The organism is Mesorhizobium sp. CNPSo 4671, from assembly GCF_057784245.1.
Genome location: NZ_JBWLUW010000026.1, coordinates 1 through 22945, shown reverse-complemented (window position 1 = coordinate 22945; position 22945 = coordinate 1). Strand labels below are relative to the sequence as shown.

Genomic DNA, 22945 nt, shown 5'->3' with positions numbered 1-22945 from the left:
ATCGCGGCGGCGGCGCAGACTTTTAGCCCGCTCGACGTAAAGTCGGTTGATAAAAATGCGCTCGTCTAGGACATAAAGACCGCTTCTCGATCAAGCACCTACTGCGCTACCAGCTAGAGGTATGGACGAAGAGGGTGACGACGCCGGCGAGGAGAGCGACGGCAGCGACGCCAGGCGCTGGGTCCTCGGTCTTGACTTAATCGGCGGCGATTTACAGGGACTGGCGAGAGCTGAATCATAACCGCGCATACACCTGCTGCGGCTGATGGAGGGAAGCCGTTGGACGAGAACGATCCGGAGAAAGAGCAGATCGAGACGATTTTTCGCAACGGTACCATCACCGTCGTAGGGATCTTGCTTGCCTTCTCGCTCGGCTTCGTCACGCATTGGGCTGCCAATCCCATGCCGTGGGGATTTTACGACCTGGTTGCCGTTCTGCCGATACTGGTCGGCATCGCGTTGCAGATGCGGGCGCTGTCCATGCTGCTCGACATGAGTTCGCTGCGCCGACCCATTTACGAGCGCGCTAACCGCATCTTTATGGCGGGGCTCATCCTGACCGCATGCGGCGTGGGGCTGGCGATCCTGCTAGATGTTTTCGAGATGTCGGCGAAGGGTTCGCTGCCCGGCGCTTGACGGCCCTGCCAGTACTAGGGCCCGAGGCGCTGCGTGCACTGCCGAACTGGAGCTCGACCTCATGGTGACCACACCTATGGGTGCCATCGACGTTTCGAAGCCGGACATGAACTTCGCAATGCGAAGGCCCCTGAAGCGTCTTGAGGAATGCATCGCCGAAATACCCGAAAAGTGTAGGCGCTAACGGTAGCGTCACCGCTTTCAATCCCTGTAGCGCGGAGTCGGCTGGCCGGCGGCGAACAGATGTCGACTGCTCGGCTAACTCGTCGCCGCGCGACCACATCGTAGGCGGGGTCGATTGTCGCGCTCTTCCCGGCGCCTGAGGTCGCGGAGATCACCGTATGCCGTCGCGCGACGAGCCGTTTTGGACCTTTCATCGAGCGCGATACATGGGGTAGCTCAGCCTGCCCGCCGCAAATTCTGATGCCGCATCCGAGCTACGCTGAGCAGGCAGGTCTCGTCGCTAACTCCGTCTTGGAAAAGTCGAACGAGATCAGAGGCAAGGTTCTCGGCTTCTGGTGACCCTGGCTGGATCTGGCACTCCTGGCAAACCTGGTCGAAAACCGACTTGAGGCTTTCCAAATCACTAGGATAGAGGGCTGGGTTAAGGTTGAGACGATCGATCATCTGGGCCTTCCTAGGGCTGCGATACTGAACGAAACAGAGGGCGGAGACGAGGAAACCCGCCGACACGCGAAAATGAGCCCGCCGAAAGGGGTTGTCATTAAAAAAAGTTGTCGGGTGACGGCTTGGAGAATTTTTGACATCCCGATGTTTCACGGATGCCTGCGCAGCGTTTTGGCCTGGCAGTCTTCAGCAAAACAGGATCGAAGGCCACGAGCCTGGTCATTGTGGCGCTTCGTCAGTCTGGAGCCACCCACCACAGGCGTATATCCGGCGCAAGAATTGTCTTTCCCGTGCTAGGGATGCATGACGCCTTGGTCAACATCCGACCAGCCGATCTTCCCAACCTTCCAATCCCGCGAGATCACCGACAGGCAAGGCGGACGCGTCGGAGCATCGCAGCCGGCGGGGCGAGCTCTGATGGTAGCTCTGGTCGGATCGACCGTTGTTTCGATAACACCGTCGAGGAGGTTATAAAATCGAAGGTTCGAAAGGCCCACGGATCCTCGCAAGAGTTGGACCAGGCCAGCTCGCCGAACTCCGGTGTCACAGATAACCATCGCCCCCAATCGCAGCTCCAAGTGACAAGGACCTGCTCATCGGCGAACGCAAGTTGGGCTCCGTTTGGCCCGAGCCCTGCGTGAAGGGCATCAAGCCATACTTCGATACTTGCGGCGTCGGTGAGCGGGACAGCAGGCCGGTCGGCGGCATACTGGGCGGTCGGGAGTTAGCATCACGCGTCGGCCGACTTGCTCGGCGCGAACGAGCCCTTCCGCTGCAGGGGCGGCTCGACTCGCATTGTCCGGGAAGGGCAGCCAGAGAGTTGCCCGAGCCGGATACCCAACTTTGAGTGTAGCGCCAGCTGCTAGAGGCAAAAATCCTGAGGCTCTGATCTGGATCAGGGCAAACAGGCCGGGACTGCGCAATCAATGCGTTGCGGATTTGGCGTCCGCCGAAATTTTCAGATCGGGACTTGCGATGAAATTCGGCACAGAGATCGTCCTCCTAAGCCTGTTTGCCTTTTGTGCCCTTGTGGCCGCCGGCTTTGGCGTGGACGGACCTTTTCGCCAGCACATGTGGGTTTTGTTCTTCGCCGCCACGGGCTTCACCGCAATCCTGTTACGCAACACGGATTTCGAGCCGGCCGTTCCGGTCGATCCGTCAGCCTATATGGATGGTCCGATCCGCTATGGCGCCATCGCGACGGTATTCTGGGGCGTCGTTGGCATGCTGGTCGGCGTGATCATCGCGCTGCAGCTTGCTTATCCCGATCTCAACATCCAGCCCTGGTTCAATTTCGGCCGCCTGCGGCCGCTGCACACGTCCGGCGTCATCTTCGCTTTCGGCGGCAACGCGCTGCTCTGCACGTCCATGTACGTGGTCCAGCGCACCTCGCGCGCGCGCCTCTTCGGCGGCAATCTCGCCTGGTTCGTGTTCTGGGGCTATCAGCTCTTCATCGTCATGGCCGCGACCGGCTATCTGCTCGGCATTACCGAAGGCCGCGAGTATGCCGAGCCGGAATGGTATGTCGACATCTGGCTGACTATCGTCTGGGTCGCCTATCTCATCCTGTTCCTTGGCACCATTTTGAAGCGCAAGGAACCTCACATCTACGTCGCCAACTGGTTCTATCTCTCCTTCATCGTCACCATCGCGATGCTGCATGTCGTCAACAATCTGTCGATGCCGGCGTCATTCCTCGGATCGAAGAGCTACTCGGCCTTTTCCGGCGTTCAGGATGCGCTGACGCAGTGGTGGTACGGCCACAACGCCGTCGGCTTCTTCCTGACCGCCGGTTTCCTCGGCATGATGTATTACTTTGTACCCAAGCAGGCGAATCGGCCGGTCTATTCCTACCGCCTTTCGATCATCCACTTCTGGGCGCTTATCTTCCTCTACATCTGGGCTGGCCCCCATCATCTTCACTACACCGCCTTGCCCGATTGGGCGCAGACGCTGGGGATGGTGTTCTCGATCATGCTATGGATGCCCTCCTGGGGCGGCATGATCAACGGCCTCATGACGCTGTCGGGCGCCTGGGACAAGATCCGCACCGATCCTATCATCCGCATGATGGTTGCGGCAGTCGCCTTCTACGGCATGTCGACCTTCGAGGGTCCGATCATGTCGATCAAGACGGTCAACTCGCTGAGTCATTACACCGACTGGACCATCGGCCACGTACACTCGGGCGCCCTCGGCTGGGTCGGCATGATCTCGTTCGGCGCGATCTACTACATGGTGCCCAAGCTCTGGAACCGCGAGCGGCTCTATTCGCTGCGGCTTGTCACATGGCACTTCTGGCTGGCGACGCTTGGCATCGTTGTCTACGCCGCTGTCATGTGGGTGTCCGGCATCATGCAGGGCTTGATGTGGCGCGAATACGACGAGCAGGGCTTCCTGGTCTACTCCTTCGCCGAAACCGTGGCCGCCATGCACCCCTACTATGTCATGCGCGCCATCGGCGGGGTCATGTACCTCTCCGGCGCCCTGATCATGGCCTGGAACATCGGCATGACCATCCGCGGCTACCAACGCGAGGAGGATCCGATGCCGGGCTCCGCGCCCGCCCTCGAGCCTGCGCAATCAGGAGCCAGAAAATGGGCTTGATGGACAGGCACGCGACCATCGAGAAGAACGCCACGCTGCTTCTTGTCGGATCCCTGCTGGTCGTGACCGTCGGCGGCATCGTCGAGATCGCGCCGCTCTTCTATCTCGACAACACGATCGAGAAGGTGGAGGGCATGAGGCCTTACTCGCCGCTCGAACTTGCAGGACGCAACATCTACGTGCGCGAGGGATGCTACCTCTGCCACAGCCAGATGATCAGGCCGTTCCGCGACGAGGTGGAGCGCTACGGCCATTACAGCCTGGCGGCGGAGTCGATGTACGACCACCCGTTCCAGTGGGGGTCCAAACGCACCGGACCGGATCTCGCGCGTGTCGGCGAACGTTACTCCAACGCGTGGCACGTCCAGCACCTTACTGACCCGCGTTCCGTCGTGCCGGAATCAATCATGCCGCGCTACGGCTTCCTGGCTGACACGCTGATCGAGGTGAAGGACTTTTCTACGCAGCTCGTCGCCAGCAAACGCGTTGGCGTCCCATACACCGATGACATGATCTCGCACGCCAACGCCGATCTGATGGCACAGGCTGATCCCAATGCCGACACATCGGGCCTTGAGGCCCGCTACCCGAAAGCCAGGATCGGCGACTTTGACGGCAATCTGCAGCAGGTGACCGAGATGGACGCCCTCGTCGCCTATCTGCAGATGCTCGGCACGCTCGTCGATTTCAAGAACTACGACGAGGCCGCTGGCTACCGCTGAGGAGAAACAACCGATGGATTACAATTTGACGCGCGAATTCGCCGACAGCTGGGGCCTGCTCGCCATGGTGCTCTTCTTTGCCGGATGCGTCGCCTTCGCGCTCCGACCGGGCGGTTTCAGCCAGGCTGACGAAGTCGCGCGCATCCCCTTCAAAGACGACTGATCATGAGCACACAGTATATCGATGATATGTCGGGCATCTCGACCACCGGTCATGAATGGGACGGCATCAGGGAGCTCAACAACCCCCTTCCGCGCTGGTGGGTGTTCACCTTCTACGTCACCATCGCATGGGCGATCGGCTACACCATCGCGTATCCCGCCTGGCCGATGCTGAGCTCCGCCACCAAGGGCGCTCTGGGCTTTTCCAGCCGCAACGCGGTCAAGAACGAGCTGGCGGCGGCAGAGTCCGCCCAGGCCGAATATATCGCGACGATACAGTCCAAAACCGCTTCGGAAATTGCGGCCGACGACACATTGCGCGAATTCGCCGTCGCTGCCGGCTTTGCGGCGTTCCGGGTCAATTGCGTGCAGTGCCACGGCTCCGGCGCGCAAGGGTCGAAGGGTTTTCCCAATCTCAATGACGACGATTGGCTGTGGGGCGGCAAGGTCGAGCAAATCCAGCAGACGATTTCACACGGCGTGCGCTTCACGACAGACCCGGATACGCGCGTGTCGGAAATGCCCGCTTTTGGCGACATCATTACGGCTGAGCAGATCACTCAAGTCAGCGCCTATGTGGCGAGCTTGTCGGGACCGGTCAAAGACGCCAGCATGGTCGAGCTTGGCGCCAAGGTCTTCGCGGACAACTGCACCGCTTGTCATGGTGAGAATGCAAAGGGTGACAAGGAGTTAGGCGCACCCGATTTGACCGATGCAATCTGGCTCTACGGACCGGGCGAGACGGCCATCGCCGCCCAGGTCCGCACTCCGAAACAAGGCGTAATGCCGGCCTGGATCGAGCGTCTCGGCGAGATCAAGGTCAAGGAATTGGCTGTCTATGTCCATTCGCTTGGCGGCGGAGAATAGGCGGCGGCCTATTCTCGACCCTCCCCGCGCCAAGCGACGAGGCCCGGCTCACGCCGGGCCTCGACCATTGCGATAACCGGCGGGATGCTGTGTGCAATGGCGGCAAACCTTGCCCCACGGCGGCCACAACCATGGTGGGCGTCGGCTGCAAAATCGTCGCTTGTGACTGGAGCTTCTCGTGCTTGACAACAAGCAGATAGGACGGCTGAAAGCCGAAGCGGTCAATTCCGCAAAGACACGACAGCCGCTTTACGCCGCGCGCAAGAAGATCTTTCCGAAACGCGCCTCTGGCCGTTTCCGCCAGTTCAAATGGCTGGTGATGGCGATCACGCTCGGTATCTATTACCTGACGCCGTGGCTGCGGTGGGATCGCGGCGCGTTCGCGCCCGACCAGGCGGTGCTGCTCGATCTTGCCAACCGTCGCTTCTATTTCTTCTTCATCGAAATCTGGCCACAGGAGTTCTACTACGTCGCCGGCCTCCTGATGATGGCCGGCATCGGCCTGTTCCTGATCACGTCCACGGTTGGCCGGGCCTGGTGCGGCTACACCTGTCCGCAGACCGTATGGGTCGACTTGTTCCTGGTGGTAGAGCGCGCGATCGAAGGCGATCGCAACGCCCGCATCAAGCTCGACGCCGGGCCATGGACGGCACGCAAGCTGGTGCTGCGTGTATCCAAACATGCCATCTGGCTGGTCATAGCGGCAGCCACCGGCGGCGCCTGGATCTTTTATTTTGCCGATGCGCCGACGCTGATCGGCAACGTCTTCGATGGCAGCGCGGCACCGGTGGCTTATGTGACCATCGCCGTGCTGACGGCGACCACCTACACGTTCGGCGGGCTGATGCGGGAACAGGTCTGCACCTACATGTGCCCGTGGCCGCGCATCCAGGCCGCCATGCTCGACGAGAATTCGCTGACGGTGACGTATAATGACTGGCGCGGCGAGCCGCGTTCAAGACATGCCAAAAAGGCCTCGACCATCGGGCAATCGGTCGGCGACTGCGTCGATTGCAATGCCTGCGTCGCCGTCTGCCCAATGGGCATCGACATCCGTGACGGCCAGCAGCTGGAATGCATCACCTGCGCGATGTGCATCGACGCCTGTGACAGCGTCATGGACAAGCTCGGCCGGGAACGCGGGCTGATCTCGTATGCAACGCTGGCCGACTACAACGCCAACATGGCGGTGGCGACCGCGGGTGGGACAAGTTCAGTCAATCCATCGCTGGTAAGAACAACGAGTGGCGCTTTCGTCGACGGCCTGGCGCATTTTCATCTGGGCAAGATCTTTCGTTTGCGCACCTATGTCTATCTCGGTGCATTGTCGGCCATCGGCCTGGTGCTCGCCTATTTTCTGCTGACGCGCGAGCGGCTTGAGCTGAATGTGCTGCATGATCGCAACCCGCAGTTCGTGACACTCTCGGACGGCTCGATCCGCAACGGCTACACGGTCAAGCTGCTCAACATGATAGCCCAGCCGAGAACGATCGAGGTCGCGCTACAAGGTCTAGAGGGCGCTGAGATGAGCATCGTCGGCCTCGACCAGCGCCCAAGTCGCTCGTTCTCGATCGCTGTCGAACCCGACCGGCTGAAGATGCTCAAGATCTTCGTCAGGCAACCCGCGGACCGCATCAAGGAGCCGGTGCAGAGTTTCCAATTTCGGATCGTCGATAAGGCGAGTTCCGAATCCGCCGAATACACCGCCAGTTTCAACGCGCCGGAGAACAGCAGATGAGCGCCGAAATGCGAAAGCCGCGCGAGTTCACGGGACGGCATATGCTGATCTCCATTCTTGTCTTCTTCACCGTCGTGATCGGGGTCAACGTTATGTTGGCCACGCTCGCCCGGAAGAGTTGGACCGGGTTGGTCGTTGAGAACACCTATGTCGCCAGCCAGCATTTAAACGAGGAAGCGAGGAAGGGAAGGGCACAAGCCGCACTAGGCTGGACAGGCAAGCTAAGCATCGCCTCGGGCGAGATACGCTACCGGCTTGTCGACAGCCGGGGCAAACCGGTGCCGTTGCATGGCGTCAGGATGCTGTTCCGCCACCCGGCTTACGAAGCCGAGGACGAAGCCGTGACACTTGTCGCATCGGCCGGCGGTGCGCCTGGGAACACGCAGGAGTTTGCCGCCCGGCACACGCCGAAGGATGGCGTCTGGATCCTCGAGATCGATGCCGACGCCGGACTGACGTCGCCGTTTCGTGACGTTCGCCGCGTCATGGTTTCGAAAGGAGGCCTGCAATGAGCTGCTGCGCGCCGGGCGGCGGAATGGCGTTGGAGGTCGGCGCCCCGGCGTCCTCATCGCCGTCGAGCGACGAGATCAAGCTGGCCAGCCGCTCCCTGGGCAGCGACATTCACCAGACCGAGCTGTCGGTGCCGACGGTCCATTGCGGCGCTTGCATCCAAGCGATCGAGGCTGCGCTCGGCAGGGTCGAGAACGTTGAGTCCGCTCGCGTCAACCTGTCGACGAAGCGCGTGTCGATTCGCTGGCACGGAGACAGCGTCCCGCCATTCTTTGCCGTGCTCGGTCGGCTCGGCTATCAGGCGCACCTATTCGACCCGGAAATTCACGAGAAGGACAAAACGCTTTCGGAGTTGATCCGCGCCGTCGCGGTGGCAGGCTTCGCGGCCGGCAACATTATGCTGCTGTCGGTGTCGGTGTGGTCCGGTGCGGAGGGTCCGACGCGGGATTTGTTTCATTGGCTGTCGGCGCTAATCGCCATTCCGGCCCTCGCCTTTGCCGGCGGTCTCTACTTTCGCTCCGCGGCGAACGCGCTGCGCCACGGCCGCATGAACATGGACGTGCCTATCGCGGTCGGGGTGTCGCTGGCCTACGCCATGAGCCTCTATGAGACGATCAACCATGGCGATCACGCCTATTTCGATGCGGCGGTGTCGCTGCTGTTCTTCCTGTTGATCGGCCGCACGCTGGATCATGTCATGCGGGAACGTGCCCGGACCGCCGTGAAAGGCCTGTCGCAGCTGGCGGCGCGTGGCGCCATGGTCCTGCGCAGCGATGGTGCACGCGATTACCTGCCGGTTGGCGAGATCGAACCAGGCATGCTGCTGCTGATCGCAGCCGGCGAAAGGATACCCGTCGACGGCAAGATCGTTCAGGGGGCGTCGGATCTTGACTGCTCGCTGGTTTCCGGCGAGAGCACGCCGAAAAACGTGGCGTCAGGCGAAGCCGTGCAGGCTGGCGTGCTCAACCTTACCGGCCCGCTGACGATCGAGGCGACGGCCGCCGCAAAGGATTCGTTCCTGGCGGAAATGGTTCGCCTGATGGAGGCCGCCGAGGGCGGCCGGGCGCATTATCGCCGGATCGCCGACCGCGTTTCGGCGCTCTATGCTCCTGTGGTTCACCTGACCGCCTTCGTGACGTTCCTTGGCTGGATGGCGGCAACCGGCGACTGGCATAGGGCGATCACCATCGCCATTGCTGTTCTCATCATCACATGCCCGTGCGCGCTCGGCCTCGCCGTGCCGATCGTTCAGGTGGTCGCCGCGCGGCGCCTGTTCGAGAACGGCATCATGGTCAAGGACGGTTCGGCCACGGAGCGTCTGGCGGCGATCGACGCGGCGGTGTTCGACAAGACCGGGACACTGACGCTGGGGCTGCCCAGACTCGTCAACGCTGCATCCATCGATCCGGCTATGCTGGCGATCGCGGCCGACATGGCTCCTCATTCCCGGCACCCATTTTCAAAGGCGCTGGCGGCATACGGAAGCGCTCGTAGCCGAGCCGGATTCGACCGCGTGCAGGAAGAGCCGGGCTTGGGCATCGAAGCGTTCGCTGACGGCGACATCTGGCGCCTCGGCCGGCGCGGCTGGGCAGGTTGGAAAGCCCGTACGGGCGGCGAAGGAAAATATGGCGGCCTTGGCGGCACGGTCCTTGCCAGGAATGGCAGGATCGTCGCTTGCTTCGCCTTCGAGGACGCCATTCGAGCCGATGCTAAGGCGGCGGTGGAAAGCTTGAAGAGCGCCGGCATCCCGGTGGAGATGCTCTCGGGCGACACTGCGAGGGCCTGCGCCGAGGCGGCGGGGATCCTCGGCATCGACAGCTTTGTGCCGGCCCTGTTGCCCTCAGGAAAGGTCGAGAGGATTGAGGCGTTGGCCCGCGCCGGCCGCAAGGTGCTGATGGTGGGCGATGGCCTCAACGACACGCCGGCGCTGGGCGCCGCGCACGTCTCGATGGCTCCGGCGACCGCGGCCGACATTGGCCGCCAGGCCGCGGATTTTGTCTTCCTGCGCGAAAGCCTGCTGGCAGTGCCGCTCGCCCTGGATGTATCGCGCAAGGCCGGCCGGCTCATCCGACAGAACATCACGATCGCGATCATCTACAACGCATTCGCCGTTCCCATCGCCATCCTGGGTCATGTGACGCCGCTCATCGCGGCGATCGCAATGAGCGCTTCCTCGCTGATTGTGATCGCAAATACGTTGCGGCTTCAGGCGACTGCGAAGGCGGTCCCTGCGACGGGACCTGCCAGGGGCCGCGCCGACGTCATCGAAGCGGCCCATCCATGACCACGCTCGTCTATCTTATTCCGGTAGCGCTGTTCCTGGGGGCGCTCGGTTTGTCGGGCTTCCTATGGGCATGGAGGAGTGGTCAATACGAGGATCTTCAGGGGGCCGCTGTGCGCATCCTTCTCGACCGGGACGACAAGCCCTAATCCTGACCCAGATCACTGTGCCAACGATTGTGCCGGTGGTCAGCCGAGCCGGCACGGTGTGGAACAACCTGCTGAGGCTGGCCGCACCGAAAGGTAACGAGCTACCGCAAAATAACTTGACCGGACCGACGCAAGATCTCTGGCGAGCGACCAGCCGACCGTAAACCCGCCGTTGCCGGCTTTGTCATGTCTGGCTGATCCAGATCAAGGCTATCTTCTCACTGGCGTGGTTTGGTCGCCGACCTTTCAAGGGAGAACGCCATGTCTAACAGACTGTTTGGTCGTCAGCATCAGCGAACCGTCGACTTGCGAATGTCACTTGTTGGCTGCCGATCTCCCTGGCTGGACGTATCCAAGGGCCGGTTCTATCAGCCATGTTCCCGGCTGCCCGGCGTAATCGGTCCCCAGTATCCAAAGCAGATGGCTGACGCGATGGCGGCGCGCTGATGGCCGGCTGCGTCGACAGTTTCGACATCATTGTGGCCGGAGCCGGGCCGATCGGACTTTCCTTCGCCGCATCGTTGGCAAAGAGCGATCTCAAAGTGGCAGTCGTCGAACAGCAGGCCCTGGAAAGGCTGGCGAATCCGCCTTTCGATGGTCGCGAGATCGCGCTGACCTACGCCTCGATCAGGATCCTTCAAGAGCTCGGCGCCTGGGATGCGATCTCCGCTTCGCACAAATCCCCCGTGCAAGGCGCCCGCGTGCTCAACGGATCGAGCCCTTTCGCTCTGTGTTTCAATCCTCCAAGAGGGTCTGCAGAACCACTCGGATTTCTCGTCCCGAATTGTCGGATCCGCGATGCCCTGTTCAAGATCATCCGCCTGCACGATCATGCCCAGCTGCTATGCGGCCACTCGGTCGTCGGTGTAACAAACAGCCACAAAGGAGCGGTCGTACAGCTTTCTGACGGGAGGCGGTTGACGGCTCGGCTTCTGGTTGCGGCGGATTCGCGTCTGTCGCGCACGCGCGACCTGCTCGGCATCGCCGCCGATATCAATCGGCTAGGCAGCTCGATGCTGATTTGCCGGGTGAGGCACGAGCGTGCCCATAACCAGGTCGCAATCGAATGGTTCGATCACCATCAGACGATAGCGATGTTGCCGCTGATGAAAGGCTTGTCCTCGCTGCTTCTCACATTGCCCTCAAAAGAGGCCGATAGACTTGTTGCTTTCGACGACGATCGGTTCGTGACGGAATTGACGGACCGCTGTCGAGGGCGCCTCGGAAAAATGACCCTGGCCAGCACACGCCATTGCTATCCGCTGGTCACGACGTGGGCGCACAGGTTTTGGGCTCACAGCGCTGCACTCATCGGCGACGCTGCCATTGGCATGCACCCGGTGACTGCGCATGGCTTCAACATTGGCCTCGGCGGCCAAAAGCAACTCGCCCGTAGAATCCTGGCAGCCCGTCACGACCGACGTGACATTGGGGATCCCGGCATGCTCCACAGGTATGAAAGCTGCCTACGCCTCTCGGCTACACCGCTCTATCATGCTACCAATCTTCTCGTCGGACTGTACTCGGGCGAGCACGCGGCAGCACGGCTTGCAAGACATGCCGCCCTTCGCCTTGCCCAGTATTTTCCCTTTGTGCGCAACGGCATTTCGGCCATGCTGAGGCGGTGAAACAGAGGCGTGGGAATGGTAAGGCCTCTCCAAACGCTGCCGAAAATACGCCATCTGCGCCGCCCTTGAAGGGCTGAAACCTAAAGCAAAAATCTACAAGGCTGCTGACCGTGAATGGCATGTACGTCCGCGTCATGCCCGTGGCGCGATCTCGCGTGCAGTTCGACGCGGCCGCAGTCTGTCTCGAGGGTCTGGTGGGCCCGTTGAACCCCGTTCATCAAAACTACCCTAACTAAATCAATACCTTAATCTATTTTGTAGACCCGATGTTGGAACCGTCGGAACAATCTTTGCAACGTGCTGCACCTCCAAGCAACTTATCTGCCTCAGATGCGCGAGCGTGAGTACGGCAGCTGGATCTGCCTCGCCTCTTCATCGCAATCTCGGCTTCTAGCGTAGCGAAGATCGGCGCGTAGATAGCGTCTCCCACCAGAACCTTCGCCACCGTTTCAAGGGCGGCCTTGAACGGGCTCAGCGCGAGCAGCAGGAAGGATTTACATCGCCTAAATGTTAGAGGCACCCGACCGGAGCGCTTTTGCGATGGTATTCGTTGTTCGGAGATCACCATCTTGTTCACAGAATAACCAATTCCCTGAGACGTTAGCCTCTAAAAAAGTGAAGACCCCATCGGCACTAAGGATAAGGTCGCACGCGGCGAAGCGAAGCTGCATTGCCGACACGAGCTTGACCAAGCCTTGAGTCACATCGTTCGGAAGCTCTATGGGCTGGACCCGAGAAATCTCATTTAACCGAAAGTCCACATTCACAGCGTCGCCTTGAAGAAGCGCGTAGGCGAGAACGTTCGTGTCCACAACAATGGCACGGACATCGAAAACCTTTTCAACTTTAGCCTGAATAAGGCTCGGAGTGTCGTCCAACTTGAGCGTAGGCAACGTTTCGAGTCGTAGCTCCTGGGTATATGGTGCCAAAAAATTGGATGAGGGGATTGGACGTTCAAAGTAAAACTCATTCCCTATCAACGCGAGACTAGCATCCGAAATTGACTTGATCACCAATGACGGATGGCGTTTAGCAAACTCAATTATATCCTGCACTGATCCCGAAACTATCTGCTCCGGCGTTTGCAATCCAAGCCGTGCGGCAATGTGCGTTTGGTAAAGCTTGCAATCGGCTCGGGCTTCATGCCACGGATCGTTTATCCAAATCCGACTGTCTAAACATCGGAAGGCCGAAAGTGCCGCTTGAAGACGTTCGGTCAGTGCAAATCGCTCAATGTCCGGTAGTTCCCTACTAACAGTCAGCCTGTCCAACGCATAGCGACAAAAAACTGATCGCACCTGATGTGTGGAAAGTACCCGACCATCGGGCCATTCCAAAACAGCACGTTCCGGACTTAGCCACCTGAGTGTAGGCACGCCATCGTCTTCACTTGGATCGAAGAAGAAGGTCGGAACACCTAGTTCGCCCAACCTCGTGCACACCGCTGTGACATGCGCGTCTTCCGTCAAACCAATGAGGAGAACCGTATCGAGATCACTTCCCAGCACGCTTGTCCATCTTAGCAGGGATGTACTTGGATGGCAGATATTTGCCATTACTGTTGTACCCGCCCGGACGCGTTTTACCTGGCGTCATCGTCGAAGTCGGGGGAGTTCTGGACAGAGCCGCGAATAGCGTGCGAGGATCGGACTCTGCGCCATCGTTCTGCGAGTGTGGAAGGTCCATTTCCGGATAGAGATTATCTGGGTACGCTGACAAGAAAAAGGTAACCAATGGACGTTTTTCGTGAGCATTCAATTGTGACATGACTTCCCCCTCCCACGAACATAGCAATATCGTCGCCGCCAAGTTTGTCAATCGACCCATGACTTAAAAAGACGAACAAGGCGGCTCCTCGCGACGTCTATGCCGGCGCTCGCTTGGCAAGCCTCGCCAGCGTTGAACGGGAACACCCTGTGGCACAGACTACGGTGTTCCAACTTTGCCCGCCTTTGAGCAGCGGCCGACATCTTCAGCCCGTTCGACTACCCTCGGCGATATTCGTGGCCGAGCATGCTCATTGGATCGAGCTTGGGGCGCCACCGATGAAATCCGCGGCGGATAGCGTCCGCGCCGCATCTCTCGGCAGACCCGATCTTCTAACCCGATCTTCTAAAAAGAGGCCATTTTGGTGCGGCAATCCTTCAATGAATCATGCTGCACATCTCGTAGCTGCGTCATCGTGGTCGCCCCGTAGAAGCCGGCCTGACTTCCCGACCGACGGGTCGATAACGATGATCGCCTCCGGAGAATAGTTCTCGTTGTCGAGCGCGGCGGTCTCCACAGACTTGCCGTGCTCTACCCTTTGCCAATGGCCGGCGCGCGGCCGGGCGATCTCAAACGCATCGCAGGCCCGCGCTACATGCTGGTCCCTGACGCCATACAGCCTTGCAATCTCGGTCATCGGCTTCGACCAGACCAGTTCATGAAGCTCGGCGCGTGTCATTCTCAGCACGTGTCTTCCTCTCGTATCAAACATCAGTAATGCCAGCCTGCCTCCCGCATGTTTACAGGCTCCCGGGCCGTACCTGCACGACGTGAAGATTTTGTGGATACGCTCGGCTGGCGCCATCCCCCCCCTAGTCTAACGCCCCACTATGGCGCGGCTCCTGTAGCCGCACAAGTCGTCGAAGCATTTGAGGTTCGGCATTTCCTCTGTGTCGTAGATTTTGCAATCCGAATTGCTGATGACGTTTGTACGGTGGGCACTTGCCGCCCTCAGATCGGCAAACAACTGCCGCAAAGGGCGCGGGCCTCCCGCTCGATGAAGCTCGGCATGCATTGCTTGCAAGAGATGGGCGGGTGGGCGCCCGCGCGCCTGAAGGCGCGCACCGGGTGCTCGTAAACCGAGCCCCACTTTTCTTCGGGTACCTCAGGCGGTCTCGGCCATTAAGGCTTCGCCCCCTGGCGCGGACAGCCCTTGCGGGCTGTGACGGTCGCCGCCCTTTGGGCGGCGCTGTCTTTTGGGTTGGCCTTCCCGAGGGCGCGGTATGGGCGGCTCTCCCTTCTAGGCCCGCCGCGGCGGCCCGCAACCTTTCCGGTCGTTTTTCGCCGCTCACCCCGCTTTCCGGGGAAGGGCGCAGCGAGATTGGCGAGCGGAGAAAAGTCATGCGCAGAGACGGCAAACGCAGCGCTAGCGGAGAAGTGCTGGCCAGGAAGGGCGAGGCCCCGAGGGCCAGCCTCTACTCGGAAATCACTGACCGCATCATCGCCGATCTGGAGCGCGGTTCGGTGCCTTGGGTGAAGCCTTGGGACAAGGTGAAAGCCTTCCTTGGATTGCCGAAGAATGCCGCCACAGGGCGGACCTATTCCGGCATCAACATCCCGATCCTGTGGGGCGCGGTGATCGAGCGCGGCTATCCCGGCCAGAACTGCTCACCTTCCGGCAGGCGCTTTCGCTTGGCGGCAATGTTCGCAAGGGCGAACACGGCACCACCATCGTTCACGCCGATCGCTTCATCCCGAAGACCGAGAAGGAGCGCGCGAGGGAAGAAGACACCGAACCGCAGGCGGTGCCCTTCCTCAAACGCTTCACCGTCTTCAATGTCGCGCAATGCGAGGCCCTGCGCATGAAAAGCAGGACGGGATCGTCTATCGCGCCAACATGATTTCGATCCTGCGCCAGCGCGAGCTGAACCGTGTCGCCGGCCGGCTGTCGGATTAGCTCGGTCTCCCGTATTCCGAAGCGCGGTCTGGAGATCAAATACAAGGCACGCTGCGCCGATCCGTCGAGCTCGCCAGCGGCAAGTACGCTGTCATCGAGAAGTCGCGAGAATTCACACTGGTGTCATGGCGACCAGTGCTTGAGCGGCACATGGGCAAGGACGTCACCGGTGTCGTGCGCAGCGAGTGAGTTTAATGGACGATCGGACGGCAAAGGAGCGGACCAAGCGTGTCATAGAAGCGCCCAGCATTGTCGTCGTCGAAACCGTGCAGCGAGATGCCGAGGTCGTGCTTCTGCGTCCAGCCATTTTCGATCCATCGGGGCAGAGCGAATTGGACAGCGAGTCGGTCGGCGGCGGTGCCAAGCGCCACACCCACTCGGTCGAAGACCCAGTCGCCCCGGCGCTCAACATATTCTGCCCACTTTATCTGATGCGCCTCGACCTCGAGAGCGGTCGATCGGAGTGCGTGGTTGCGAGCACCGCCTTGGACGTGCCGACCTCGGCCCGACCGGCCAAGACACAGCGCTGCAGATTTGAGAGTTCGATCGGTTCGTGATCGATTACATGCGGGCGACCCAAGAGACCGGATAGCCTCGCTAAGGCCCAAAGCGAGCCATGGCCTATCGCGCCCAGCCCAACGAGGTGCGTTTCGCCAAGATCGACAGCGAAGTCAATCAGGGCGGCATCGCCGGCTTGGTTGTAGCTGTACAACGAGAGGTCGATGTCCTCATCCAACTCTGCGCCGGTCAACTGGGCGGCGATGGTTCGAAAAACGTTGGCGGCGGCAAAGCAGCCTGCGGCGCCAGCTCCATAGGCGAGCAAACCAAGACGCGGCGCAAGCCGGGGCAAGATCGAGATAGGGGGTGGCGACCATGCAATCTTCTGTACGTCAGCTTGTTGTCAGATCGCTCGCTTACCCTGCTAGTAAGCTTAAGTAGACCGATATTGACTACAGTGCTGATCTGTCGATAGGAGAGCGAGTCGCATGTATAGCAGAATCACTGGTTCATCCAGCCAACCTACAAGCGCAGGGCATCCCGACGAGTCGGAGCAGGCAGCAGATCATCAAAGATTTGCGGAATCGCTTGCAGACGCGGGGACTAGTTCGTCTTCGGCGACACGGCCGTATTCCCTCACCCCCGAACCTCCTATCTACGACATGGACAGTGATGAGTTCAGGCAAGAGTTGAAGGACTTCTATGGCGTCGATGTCAAGCACATAGCAGACAATCCTCAAGAGTACTCAGACTTCGTGTCCTCAAAAGCGGAGCGCACCGCAATTGTCGCTAGAGTCGGTGCGACCATAGATGACGAGCCCGGTTCGAAGTACTTCAGCTACCAGTTGGGCGATAAGAGCGTGGGGCTCCTAAGGATGGACCCAGGATTCCGCATCAAAGGGGAAGAGTGGCAGAAGAAATACTTTCCGGACCGAAAAAATATTTCATCGGTCGTGGCTCTTCGAGTTTCGCACCCGCTCGTTGAGAACGCGGGAGATGTTCTGCTCGAACATCAACTTCGGCTCGACGGCAAGAAGCCTTTGATCATGTCACGTCCTGCTAACGATGCGGCGAAGCCCCGTCTGGAGCAGATGGGCTTTGTTGACGTGGGGGAGAACCAATTCGTACTTGACCCTAGACGGTCCGATAAGTGGACAATGAACAACGAGGGTAAATGGCAGCGGGCAGACAAGCCCAGGCTGTATCTTCAAGCCGAGAGCGAGGATCCCGTTGAACGAAGTAGCGATGAAGACGAAGGATATGTCGAGACAGACTCGTCCGGCGATGATCCTTCTTGGTTCTTGGAGCGGGCGCTCAATTTCCGTGGACCACCGGCCGACTGAGTCTCGATGGACTAAAGGGAATGTGCATGAAGGCTATCATGTTTCTTCTCCCGCGTGCCGGGCGCGAAAGTACCCCCGGCCGCTCCAATTCGTTAGCTTCACGGTGTCGCCTGGGCTCCTCTGTAGGGGAGTTGAAATTTCATCAGCATAAAGGAGATCGTTTGTGGGAATTTGTTGTTCAAAGCCTTCAGTAGGAGGCTCGCCTTATCATAGTTCAAGCGCCGACGGCGCCGCGCACTCAACGCCCCACAGCGTCAACGGCGACAGCCATCGCGAGTGGTCCGCGCTAATTTCGACGGCATCGGGACCGGCCGCGATGGCTCCCCGAGTCGCTCTGGGAACGTCGCCGAACACGTTGCAACAACGACGCGGTGAGTCACTACAGCGACATGAGATACAGCAACTCGCCTACCTCGTTGCGGCCATGATGACTGGCGATCCGGTCAGAAGCCCCGCTCGGATCACCGCCGCCGGTCAGACAGTGCACGACGTTCGCCTCCTCCTCAGGCACGGACGCGGCAACGTTCATGCGGATGGCGAGCCGTCCCACGGGCACAACGTCGTAGCCGCAGGTGTGGCCTACCGCGGCCTCGATCGCGCCAACCAGATGGCATTGGCGGGCGCGCTGGGCGGAGGCTTTTGCGATCATTTCGCACGCCTCGCTGCAGTCTCGCACGCGCCGCATTTGCGCGACGGTGAATCGGTCGTGAATGCAGGCGGCAAGGTGGAAATTATGGAATTGAGCGCCGATCACACCATCTCGGCCACGCGAACTGGACACGCATGGAACGAGCTACGCCGCGGCAACGGACGCGATGGAGACACGACCATCGTGCAGGACGGCTGGTCGAACGGCCCGGCGGTGCGGCTGAAAGACAGCGCGTGGGCGAAGGTCCAGGTGGAGAAAGAGGAGCTGAGTCTCGACAAGGACGATGCCCTGTGGTTGAAAGATCGCGTCGAACAGCTGATACCTCTCGTCCACCCAAACGAAGACGAATACACAGCAACGCAGCTGGAGCAGTTGCGCCGAAATCCGACCCAACAAGATCGCTTTTTGGAAACCCAGGTAGTGTCGGCCGAGTTCGCCACAAGAGCGCGGGAAGCCCGAGAGCAGATTCCGCAGGAACAGCAGGAGCAGTTGGTCTCGATGGCGGCGCAGGAATTCTATGGGCTGTCTCCCCACGAGGCGGGCGCCCCGCAGTTTATTCACTCGGTGCTCGAACAGGTTGGGCTCCTAGACCATCAGGATCGTCCGCCGGTGGTGCCGCCGGAATATTGACGACGACGCCGTGTCGTCTCGATGGGCACTGCGTGTTGCGGCACACGCTGCGCTTGGCGTGGGCCCGCGTGAGATCTGCGCCTAGTGGGCGGACAAGGCCCTGGCGGTTTCAGATACACTTCGAGATCAAGCCACTGATTCCAAAGCGTTTCTGCCACCGCCGGAGCCGACAATGCGCCAAGAACGCACCGTCCAATCCAGTGTATTTGATTCTTTTCGCCGGACGTGAAATCGGCTGTGAATTGACAGCCATGTCGCAATGGCTGGACGAGCATCGTGAGCTTTTGAGCCTGGTGACGCGGAATCTGTGCTGCGCTGCGCGCTGCTCTGAGCTATCGCCGCATGTCAGCGTTCGGGACGTGGGTGCCTCAATGTAATCGACGCAGCACCTTAAATCAGGGCTGCCTCCCCATCTACGAGGTCACCGACGCCATCGTCCCGGCAGGGACATAACACCGCCAAAAAGGCGGATGGTTGCTATGGCTTAGCTGGTGATCACGCGGTCGCCCCCCGTCCTTCGACCAGCGGAATTCGCTGCCGTCGACCCAGATCCGATGCATGATCACTGCCAGTTTGCGGGCGACGGCCACACGGGCTTTCTTGCTGCCTATCCGGCGCGCCAGGCGCGCGCCCCACGCTTTCAACGCAGACCATGTGGCGACCCGTGCCAGGAGAGTGCCCGCGGCCTCGAAGAGATAGGTGCGCGTGAGCGTGTCACCGCATTTTGAGACCGACCCGTCACGATCGACTTCTCCCGATTGATACCGTCTCGGCGTCAGGCCGAAGTAGACACCGACACCCGATGAGCGGACAAAGCGCGCCGGATCCGCCGTGATGAAGCTGACGGCCTTCAAGACGCCAATGCCGGGCACGGTGACCAACCGGCGACACGGATCGCTGTGTTTGGCGAACGGGCCGATTTTGGGCCTGACGCCGGTGCTCCATGAGTCGCGCGAAAGCCGCCGTGTCGGTCGCATCTCGCTGTGCGGTGATGGGATGATGCGAACGCTGCTTTATGAAGCCGCGAAGACCCTGCTGACCAGCGTGAAAAAATGGTCATGGCTAGAAGCCTGGGCGATGAACGTCGCCAAGCGACGCGGTCAGCAGAAAGCCATTGTCTCTATCGCCCGCCGGCTGGCTGTGATCATGACATCGCCTCTGGAGTGATGGCACGCAGTTCGCTGAACCAGGAAGGAAATCATGCCGGTCGCTGTCTGACCGGCCCCCATTTAGTTCGCACGGAGGCAACAAGGTTCCACTCGCTGGTGGAAGGATGTCCTTCGCGGGACGAGGGCGAGGTGAGTTCGCCAGGCTGCTTGTTCCGATCGCATCATCGTGATCAGGACGCGCGACAGATTGTTCCACCTCGTTCTATGGATTCCCATACTGGGAGGGCCCAAGGCGCCGATCCCGAAGAGAAGCAAGAGCCCCGAGACGGGTGAAGCACTACCGCGAGCTGCTCAGGATCACACGCACCACCGTGGGCTATTTCCAGCAGGCGGCTGAGCAATCGACCTGATGGCGAGCCCGGCCTTTGAACTGTGGCAGGCCCAAGTCCGCCATTACCGGCCGCTGATCGAGCGGATCATCGCTGAGCACGACCATCTGATAGAGGTGCTGCAGGCATATGGCCGCTCTGTGGTCTGCGCCTTTAAGGCGGCCGGGAACTATCACCGGCCGATAGCATGGCGCCTGGCTGAAGTTTGCCACAGAACCTCTGCATCCTCCCAAGATTACGTTCAATTGTGGCGCAGGGCACGATGCGCTACGCCATCGCAATGAGCGTCATCCCGAACCGAGACGGGGTCATACGCTCAGCCGGAACCGCCTCACATCGATCGCCGCGTTCATCAGCGTCTGCGTGTAGGCGGCCTGCGGATTGCTGAATATCTCTTCAGTCGGTCCCTCCTCGACGATCTTGCCCTGCTTCATGACGAAGGTGTAGTCGGCCATGGCGCGCACCACGGCGAGATCGTGGCTGATGAAGAGATAGGACAGTTCGTGGTCGGCCTGCAGCTTGCGCAGCAGTTCGACGATCTGTTTCTGCACCGAGCGATCGAGCGCCGAGGTCGGCTCATCCAGCACGACCATTTTAGGCTTCAGGATTATGGCGCGGGCGATGGCGATGCGCTGCCGCTGGCCGCCGGAAAATTCGTGCGGGTAACGGTTGCGGGCGTTGGGGTCGAGGCCGACCTCGCGCAGGGCCTCGACCGCGCGCTGGTCGCGCTGCTTGCCTGAAAGGTTGGGCTCATGCACCAGCAGCCCTTCGGTGATGACCTGACCGACGGTCATGCGCGGCGACAGCGAGCCAAACGGATCCTGGAAGACGAGTTGCATCTGGCGCCGCAGCGGCCGCATCTGCTGACGGTCGGCGGTGGAAATGTCGCGATCACCGAAACGAATCAAGCCGTCGCTCGGCAGCAGTCGCAGCAGAGCGCGGCCGAGCGTCGATTTACCCGATCCGGATTCGCCGACAATGCCGATGGTCTGGTTGCGCTGCAGCCGGATCGAGATGTCATCGACCGCACGCAGCATCAGCGGCTCGCCGGCCAGAAATCCGCCGCCAATCTTGAACGTGACTTCGACATTCCTGCCTTCGAGCACCACGGGCGCATTGGCGGGCGGCGGCGCCTTGGTGCCTGTCGGCTCGGCCGCCAGCAGCATCTTGGTATAGCCGTGCTGCGGGTTGGCGAAGATCGCTCCCGCCTCGCCTTCCTCGACCACCTCGCCCTGGCGCATGACATAGACCCGGTCGGCGAAGCGCCGGACGATGCCTAGATCGTGGGTGATGAAGACGATGGCCATGGCAAGCTTGCGCTGCAGTTCGGCGAGCAGCATCAGGATCTGCGCCTGGATGGTCACGTCGAGCGCCGTGGTCGGCTCGTCGGCGATCAGGATGTCGGGATCGTTGGCCAGCGCCATGGCGATCATCACCCGCTGGCGCTGGCCGCCGGACATTTCGTGCGGGTAGGATTTCATCCGCCGCTCCGGATCGGGAATGTGCACCAGCCGCAAGAGCTTGAGCGCCTCTTCGCGTGCTTCGGCGGCATTCAGGCCGCGATGCCGGCGGATCGGTTCGATCAGCTGATTGCCGATCGAATAGAGCGGATCGAGCGAGGTCATCGGCTCCTGGAAGATCATGCTGATCTTGGCGCCGCGCACCTTGTTCAGGTCGGATTTGCTCAGCGTCAGCAGGTTGCGGCCGCGATAGTCGACGCTGCCCGTGGCCTCACCATTCGAGGCGAGCAGGCTCATCGCCGCCATCATGGTCTGGCTCTTGCCGGAGCCGGACTCACCAACCACGGCGACGGTTTCGCCCGCATTGACGTGGATGTTGATGCCCTTCACCGCTTCGACCGCGCCGTCTAGCGTGCGGAAGCGGACGCGCAGGTCCTTGACGCTGAGGATCGTTTCGGGAGTGGCTATGTCAGCGGTCCCCATCTTATCGATCCCTTGGGTCAAGCGCGTCGCGCAGGCCGTCGCCGACGAAATTCAGCGCAAACAGCGTCGAGACGAGGAAGAAGGCGGGGAACAGGAGCAGCCAGTTGGCGTAGCCGATGTTCTTGGCGCCGACCGAAATCAGCACGCCCCAGCTGGTCATCGGCTCCTGCACGCCAAGACCGAGGAACGACAGGAAACTCTCCAGGATGATGACCTGCGGCACCAGCAAGGTCATGTAGATCACCACCGGGCCGAGCAGATTGGGGATGACATGGCGCAACAGGATGCCGCGCTGGCCGACGCCCATGGCCTCCGCCGCCTGGACGTATTCCTGGCGGCGGATCGACAGCGCCTGGCCGCGCACGATGCGCGCCATGTCGAGCCACAGCACTGCCCCCACGGCCAGGAACATCAGCACGAAGTTGCGGCCGAAGAACACCACCAGCATGATGACGAAGAAGATGAACGGCAAGGAGTAGAGCACATCGACGATGCGCATCATCACCTCGTCGATCCTGCCGCCGGAGAAACCGGCGGCGGCGCCGTAGATCACCCCGATCACCACCGCCACGACGCCGGCGAGCAGGCCGATGGCCAGCGAGATGCGCCCGGCCATCAGCGTGCGCGAGAGCAGATCGCGGCCTGTGTTGTCGGTGCCGAACAGGAAATATTGCTGCTTGACCGACGCGCTCATCGTCACTTCGAGACCGTCGGGCGATTTGTTCTCGATCTTGGTGTCGTCAAAGGCATCGGACCGGTCGAGGTAGCGGATGTTGCGGTCATCGATCGGCTT

Annotated in this window: 19 protein-coding genes and 6 pseudogenes; 17 read left to right on the top strand and 8 right to left on the bottom strand. The window is 60.6% G+C overall.

Going from position 1 to position 22945, the window contains the following annotated elements; all coding sequences use genetic code 11:
• Positions 1-279 precede the first annotated feature (279 nt).
• Complete coding sequence (locus tag AC04SF_RS35315; RefSeq protein ID WP_488481543.1) at positions 280-636, top strand: hypothetical protein; 357 nt, start codon at positions 280-282, stop codon at positions 634-636.
• A 399-nt stretch (positions 637-1035) separates the two neighbouring features.
• On the opposite strand, the gene AC04SF_RS35310 is transcribed toward AC04SF_RS35315, so the two are convergent.
• Positions 1036-1263: a hypothetical protein gene (locus tag AC04SF_RS35310; protein WP_488481542.1), complete on the bottom strand. Its 228-nt coding sequence runs from the start codon at positions 1261-1263 to the stop codon at positions 1036-1038.
• A gap of 975 nt (positions 1264-2238) precedes the next feature.
• On the opposite strand from AC04SF_RS35310, the gene ccoN reads away from it, so the two are divergent.
• The 9 genes from ccoN (at position 2239) to ubiM (ending at position 11927) form a co-directional block, all read left to right on the top strand.
• The gene (gene ccoN, locus AC04SF_RS35305; RefSeq protein ID WP_488481541.1) at positions 2239-3870 is read left to right on the top strand and encodes a cytochrome-c oxidase, cbb3-type subunit I; all 1632 of its coding nucleotides are present in this window, start codon (positions 2239-2241) and stop codon (positions 3868-3870) included.
• Entirely contained in the window at positions 3861-4592 is a 732-nt protein-coding gene (gene ccoO / locus AC04SF_RS35300) for a cytochrome-c oxidase, cbb3-type subunit II (RefSeq protein ID WP_488481540.1), read from the top strand. The genes ccoN and ccoO overlap by 10 nt, the downstream gene beginning before the upstream one ends.
• 13 nt (positions 4593-4605) lie before the next feature.
• The gene (locus tag AC04SF_RS35295) at positions 4606-4755 is read left to right on the top strand and encodes a cbb3-type cytochrome c oxidase subunit 3 (RefSeq protein ID WP_488481539.1); all 150 of its coding nucleotides are present in this window, start codon (positions 4606-4608) and stop codon (positions 4753-4755) included.
• A gap of 2 nt (positions 4756-4757) precedes the next feature.
• Positions 4758-5621 (top strand): cytochrome-c oxidase, cbb3-type subunit III, encoded by an 864-nt coding sequence (gene ccoP / locus AC04SF_RS35290; RefSeq protein ID WP_488481538.1) that lies wholly within the window; start codon positions 4758-4760, stop codon positions 5619-5621.
• 178 nt (positions 5622-5799) lie between these two features.
• Positions 5800-7359, top strand: a complete 1560-nt coding sequence (gene ccoG, locus AC04SF_RS35285; protein ID WP_488481537.1) for a cytochrome c oxidase accessory protein CcoG — start codon at positions 5800-5802, stop codon at positions 7357-7359.
• Positions 7356-7871 carry a FixH family protein gene (locus AC04SF_RS35280; RefSeq protein WP_488481536.1) on the top strand — a complete coding sequence of 172 codons (516 nt, stop codon included), beginning with the start codon at positions 7356-7358 and terminating at the stop codon, positions 7869-7871. The genes ccoG and AC04SF_RS35280 overlap by 4 nt, the downstream gene beginning before the upstream one ends.
• On the top strand, positions 7868-10153 hold the full coding sequence (locus AC04SF_RS35275) for a cation-translocating P-type ATPase (protein WP_488481535.1): 2286 nt from the start codon (positions 7868-7870) through the stop codon (positions 10151-10153). Before AC04SF_RS35280 ends, AC04SF_RS35275 begins: the two co-directional genes overlap by 4 nt.
• Positions 10150-10299, top strand: a complete 150-nt coding sequence (ccoS, locus tag AC04SF_RS35270) for a cbb3-type cytochrome oxidase assembly protein CcoS (protein WP_488481534.1) — start codon at positions 10150-10152, stop codon at positions 10297-10299. Before AC04SF_RS35275 ends, ccoS begins: the two co-directional genes overlap by 4 nt.
• Before the next feature lie 446 nt (positions 10300-10745).
• Complete coding sequence (ubiM, locus tag AC04SF_RS35265; protein WP_488481533.1) at positions 10746-11927, top strand: 5-demethoxyubiquinol-8 5-hydroxylase UbiM; 1182 nt, start codon at positions 10746-10748, stop codon at positions 11925-11927.
• A 503-nt stretch (positions 11928-12430) separates the two neighbouring features.
• On the opposite strand, the gene AC04SF_RS35260 is transcribed toward ubiM, so the two are convergent.
• Positions 12431-13435 carry an ATP-grasp domain-containing protein gene (locus tag AC04SF_RS35260; RefSeq protein WP_488481532.1) on the bottom strand — a complete coding sequence of 335 codons (1005 nt, stop codon included), beginning with the start codon at positions 13433-13435 and terminating at the stop codon, positions 12431-12433.
• A gap of 644 nt (positions 13436-14079) precedes the next feature.
• Positions 14080-14373 (bottom strand): hypothetical protein, encoded by a 294-nt coding sequence (locus AC04SF_RS35255; RefSeq protein WP_488481531.1) that lies wholly within the window; start codon positions 14371-14373, stop codon positions 14080-14082.
• A 662-nt stretch (positions 14374-15035) separates the two neighbouring features.
• On the opposite strand from AC04SF_RS35255, the pseudogene AC04SF_RS35250 reads away from it, so the two are divergent.
• Both AC04SF_RS35250 and AC04SF_RS35245 read left to right on the top strand, forming a co-directional pair.
• Positions 15036-15493: pseudogene (locus AC04SF_RS35250) on the top strand (ArdC-like ssDNA-binding domain-containing protein); the annotation flags it as partial.
• Between the two features lie 113 nt (positions 15494-15606).
• A pseudogene (locus AC04SF_RS35245) lies at positions 15607-15780 on the top strand (DUF3363 domain-containing protein); the annotation flags it as partial.
• A gap of 235 nt (positions 15781-16015) precedes the next feature.
• Here the strand turns inward: AC04SF_RS35245 and AC04SF_RS35240 are convergent.
• Complete coding sequence (locus tag AC04SF_RS35240) at positions 16016-16414, bottom strand: ThiF family adenylyltransferase (protein ID WP_488481530.1); 399 nt, start codon at positions 16412-16414, stop codon at positions 16016-16018.
• A 163-nt stretch (positions 16415-16577) separates the two neighbouring features.
• Between AC04SF_RS35240 and AC04SF_RS35235 the strand changes: the two genes are divergently transcribed.
• The gene (locus tag AC04SF_RS35235; protein WP_488481529.1) at positions 16578-17432 is read left to right on the top strand and encodes a host specificity protein; all 855 of its coding nucleotides are present in this window, start codon (positions 16578-16580) and stop codon (positions 17430-17432) included.
• Between the two features lie 379 nt (positions 17433-17811).
• On the opposite strand, the gene AC04SF_RS35230 is transcribed toward AC04SF_RS35235, so the two are convergent.
• A complete protein-coding gene (locus AC04SF_RS35230; protein ID WP_488481528.1) occupies positions 17812-18081 on the bottom strand; it encodes a hypothetical protein in 270 nt (89 codons plus the stop codon).
• Between the two features lie 36 nt (positions 18082-18117).
• Here AC04SF_RS35230 and AC04SF_RS35225 point away from each other — a divergent pair, with 36 nt between their 5' ends.
• On the top strand, positions 18118-18711 hold the full coding sequence (locus tag AC04SF_RS35225) for a hypothetical protein (protein ID WP_488481527.1): 594 nt from the start codon (positions 18118-18120) through the stop codon (positions 18709-18711).
• A gap of 172 nt (positions 18712-18883) precedes the next feature.
• Positions 18884-19019 (top strand): annotated as a pseudogene (locus tag AC04SF_RS35220) (ISNCY family transposase); the annotation flags it as partial.
• 204 nt (positions 19020-19223) lie between these two features.
• Here the strand turns inward: AC04SF_RS35220 and AC04SF_RS35215 are convergent.
• A pseudogene (locus tag AC04SF_RS35215) lies at positions 19224-19601 on the bottom strand (transposase); the annotation flags it as partial.
• 16 nt (positions 19602-19617) lie between these two features.
• Here AC04SF_RS35215 and AC04SF_RS35210 point away from each other — a divergent pair.
• Both AC04SF_RS35210 and AC04SF_RS35205 read left to right on the top strand, forming a co-directional pair.
• Positions 19618-19891, top strand: a pseudogene (locus tag AC04SF_RS35210) (transposase); the annotation flags it as partial.
• Between the two features lie 207 nt (positions 19892-20098).
• Positions 20099-20322, top strand: a pseudogene (locus AC04SF_RS35205) (ISNCY family transposase); the annotation flags it as partial.
• Between the two features lie 195 nt (positions 20323-20517).
• Here AC04SF_RS35205 and AC04SF_RS35200 read toward each other — a convergent pair.
• Together AC04SF_RS35200 and AC04SF_RS35195 are read right to left on the bottom strand one after the other, a co-directional pair.
• Positions 20518-22137 carry an ABC transporter ATP-binding protein gene (locus AC04SF_RS35200; protein WP_488481560.1) on the bottom strand — a complete coding sequence of 540 codons (1620 nt, stop codon included), beginning with the start codon at positions 22135-22137 and terminating at the stop codon, positions 20518-20520.
• A gap of 16 nt (positions 22138-22153) precedes the next feature.
• Positions 22154-22945: ABC transporter permease (locus AC04SF_RS35195; protein WP_488481526.1), on the bottom strand; the 792-nt coding region annotated here is incomplete at its 5' end.

Excerpts from the sequence above, each read along its gene's own strand:
- ccoO (WP_488481540.1), top strand. The coding sequence starts at position 3,861 with ATGGGCTTGATGGACAGGCACGCGACCATCGAGAAGAACGCCACGCTG.
- AC04SF_RS35275 (WP_488481535.1), top strand. The coding sequence starts at position 7,868 with ATGAGCTGCTGCGCGCCGGGCGGCGGAATGGCGTTGGAGGTCGGCGCC.
- ccoP (WP_488481538.1), top strand. The coding sequence starts at position 4,758 with ATGAGCACACAGTATATCGATGATATGTCGGGCATCTCGACCACCGGT.
- ccoS (WP_488481534.1), top strand. The coding sequence starts at position 10,150 with ATGACCACGCTCGTCTATCTTATTCCGGTAGCGCTGTTCCTGGGGGCG.
- AC04SF_RS35295 (WP_488481539.1), top strand. The coding sequence starts at position 4,606 with ATGGATTACAATTTGACGCGCGAATTCGCCGACAGCTGGGGCCTGCTC.
- AC04SF_RS35230 (WP_488481528.1), bottom strand. The coding sequence starts at position 18,081 with ATGATCGCAAAAGCCTCCGCCCAGCGCGCCCGCCAATGCCATCTGGTT.
- AC04SF_RS35280 (WP_488481536.1), top strand. The coding sequence starts at position 7,356 with ATGAGCGCCGAAATGCGAAAGCCGCGCGAGTTCACGGGACGGCATATG.
- ccoN (WP_488481541.1), top strand. The coding sequence starts at position 2,239 with ATGAAATTCGGCACAGAGATCGTCCTCCTAAGCCTGTTTGCCTTTTGT.
- AC04SF_RS35310 (WP_488481542.1), bottom strand. The coding sequence starts at position 1,263 with ATGATCGATCGTCTCAACCTTAACCCAGCCCTCTATCCTAGTGATTTG.
- ubiM (WP_488481533.1), top strand. The coding sequence starts at position 10,746 with ATGGCCGGCTGCGTCGACAGTTTCGACATCATTGTGGCCGGAGCCGGG.
- AC04SF_RS35235 (WP_488481529.1), top strand. The coding sequence starts at position 16,578 with ATGTATAGCAGAATCACTGGTTCATCCAGCCAACCTACAAGCGCAGGG.
- AC04SF_RS35255 (WP_488481531.1), bottom strand. The coding sequence starts at position 14,373 with ATGACACGCGCCGAGCTTCATGAACTGGTCTGGTCGAAGCCGATGACC.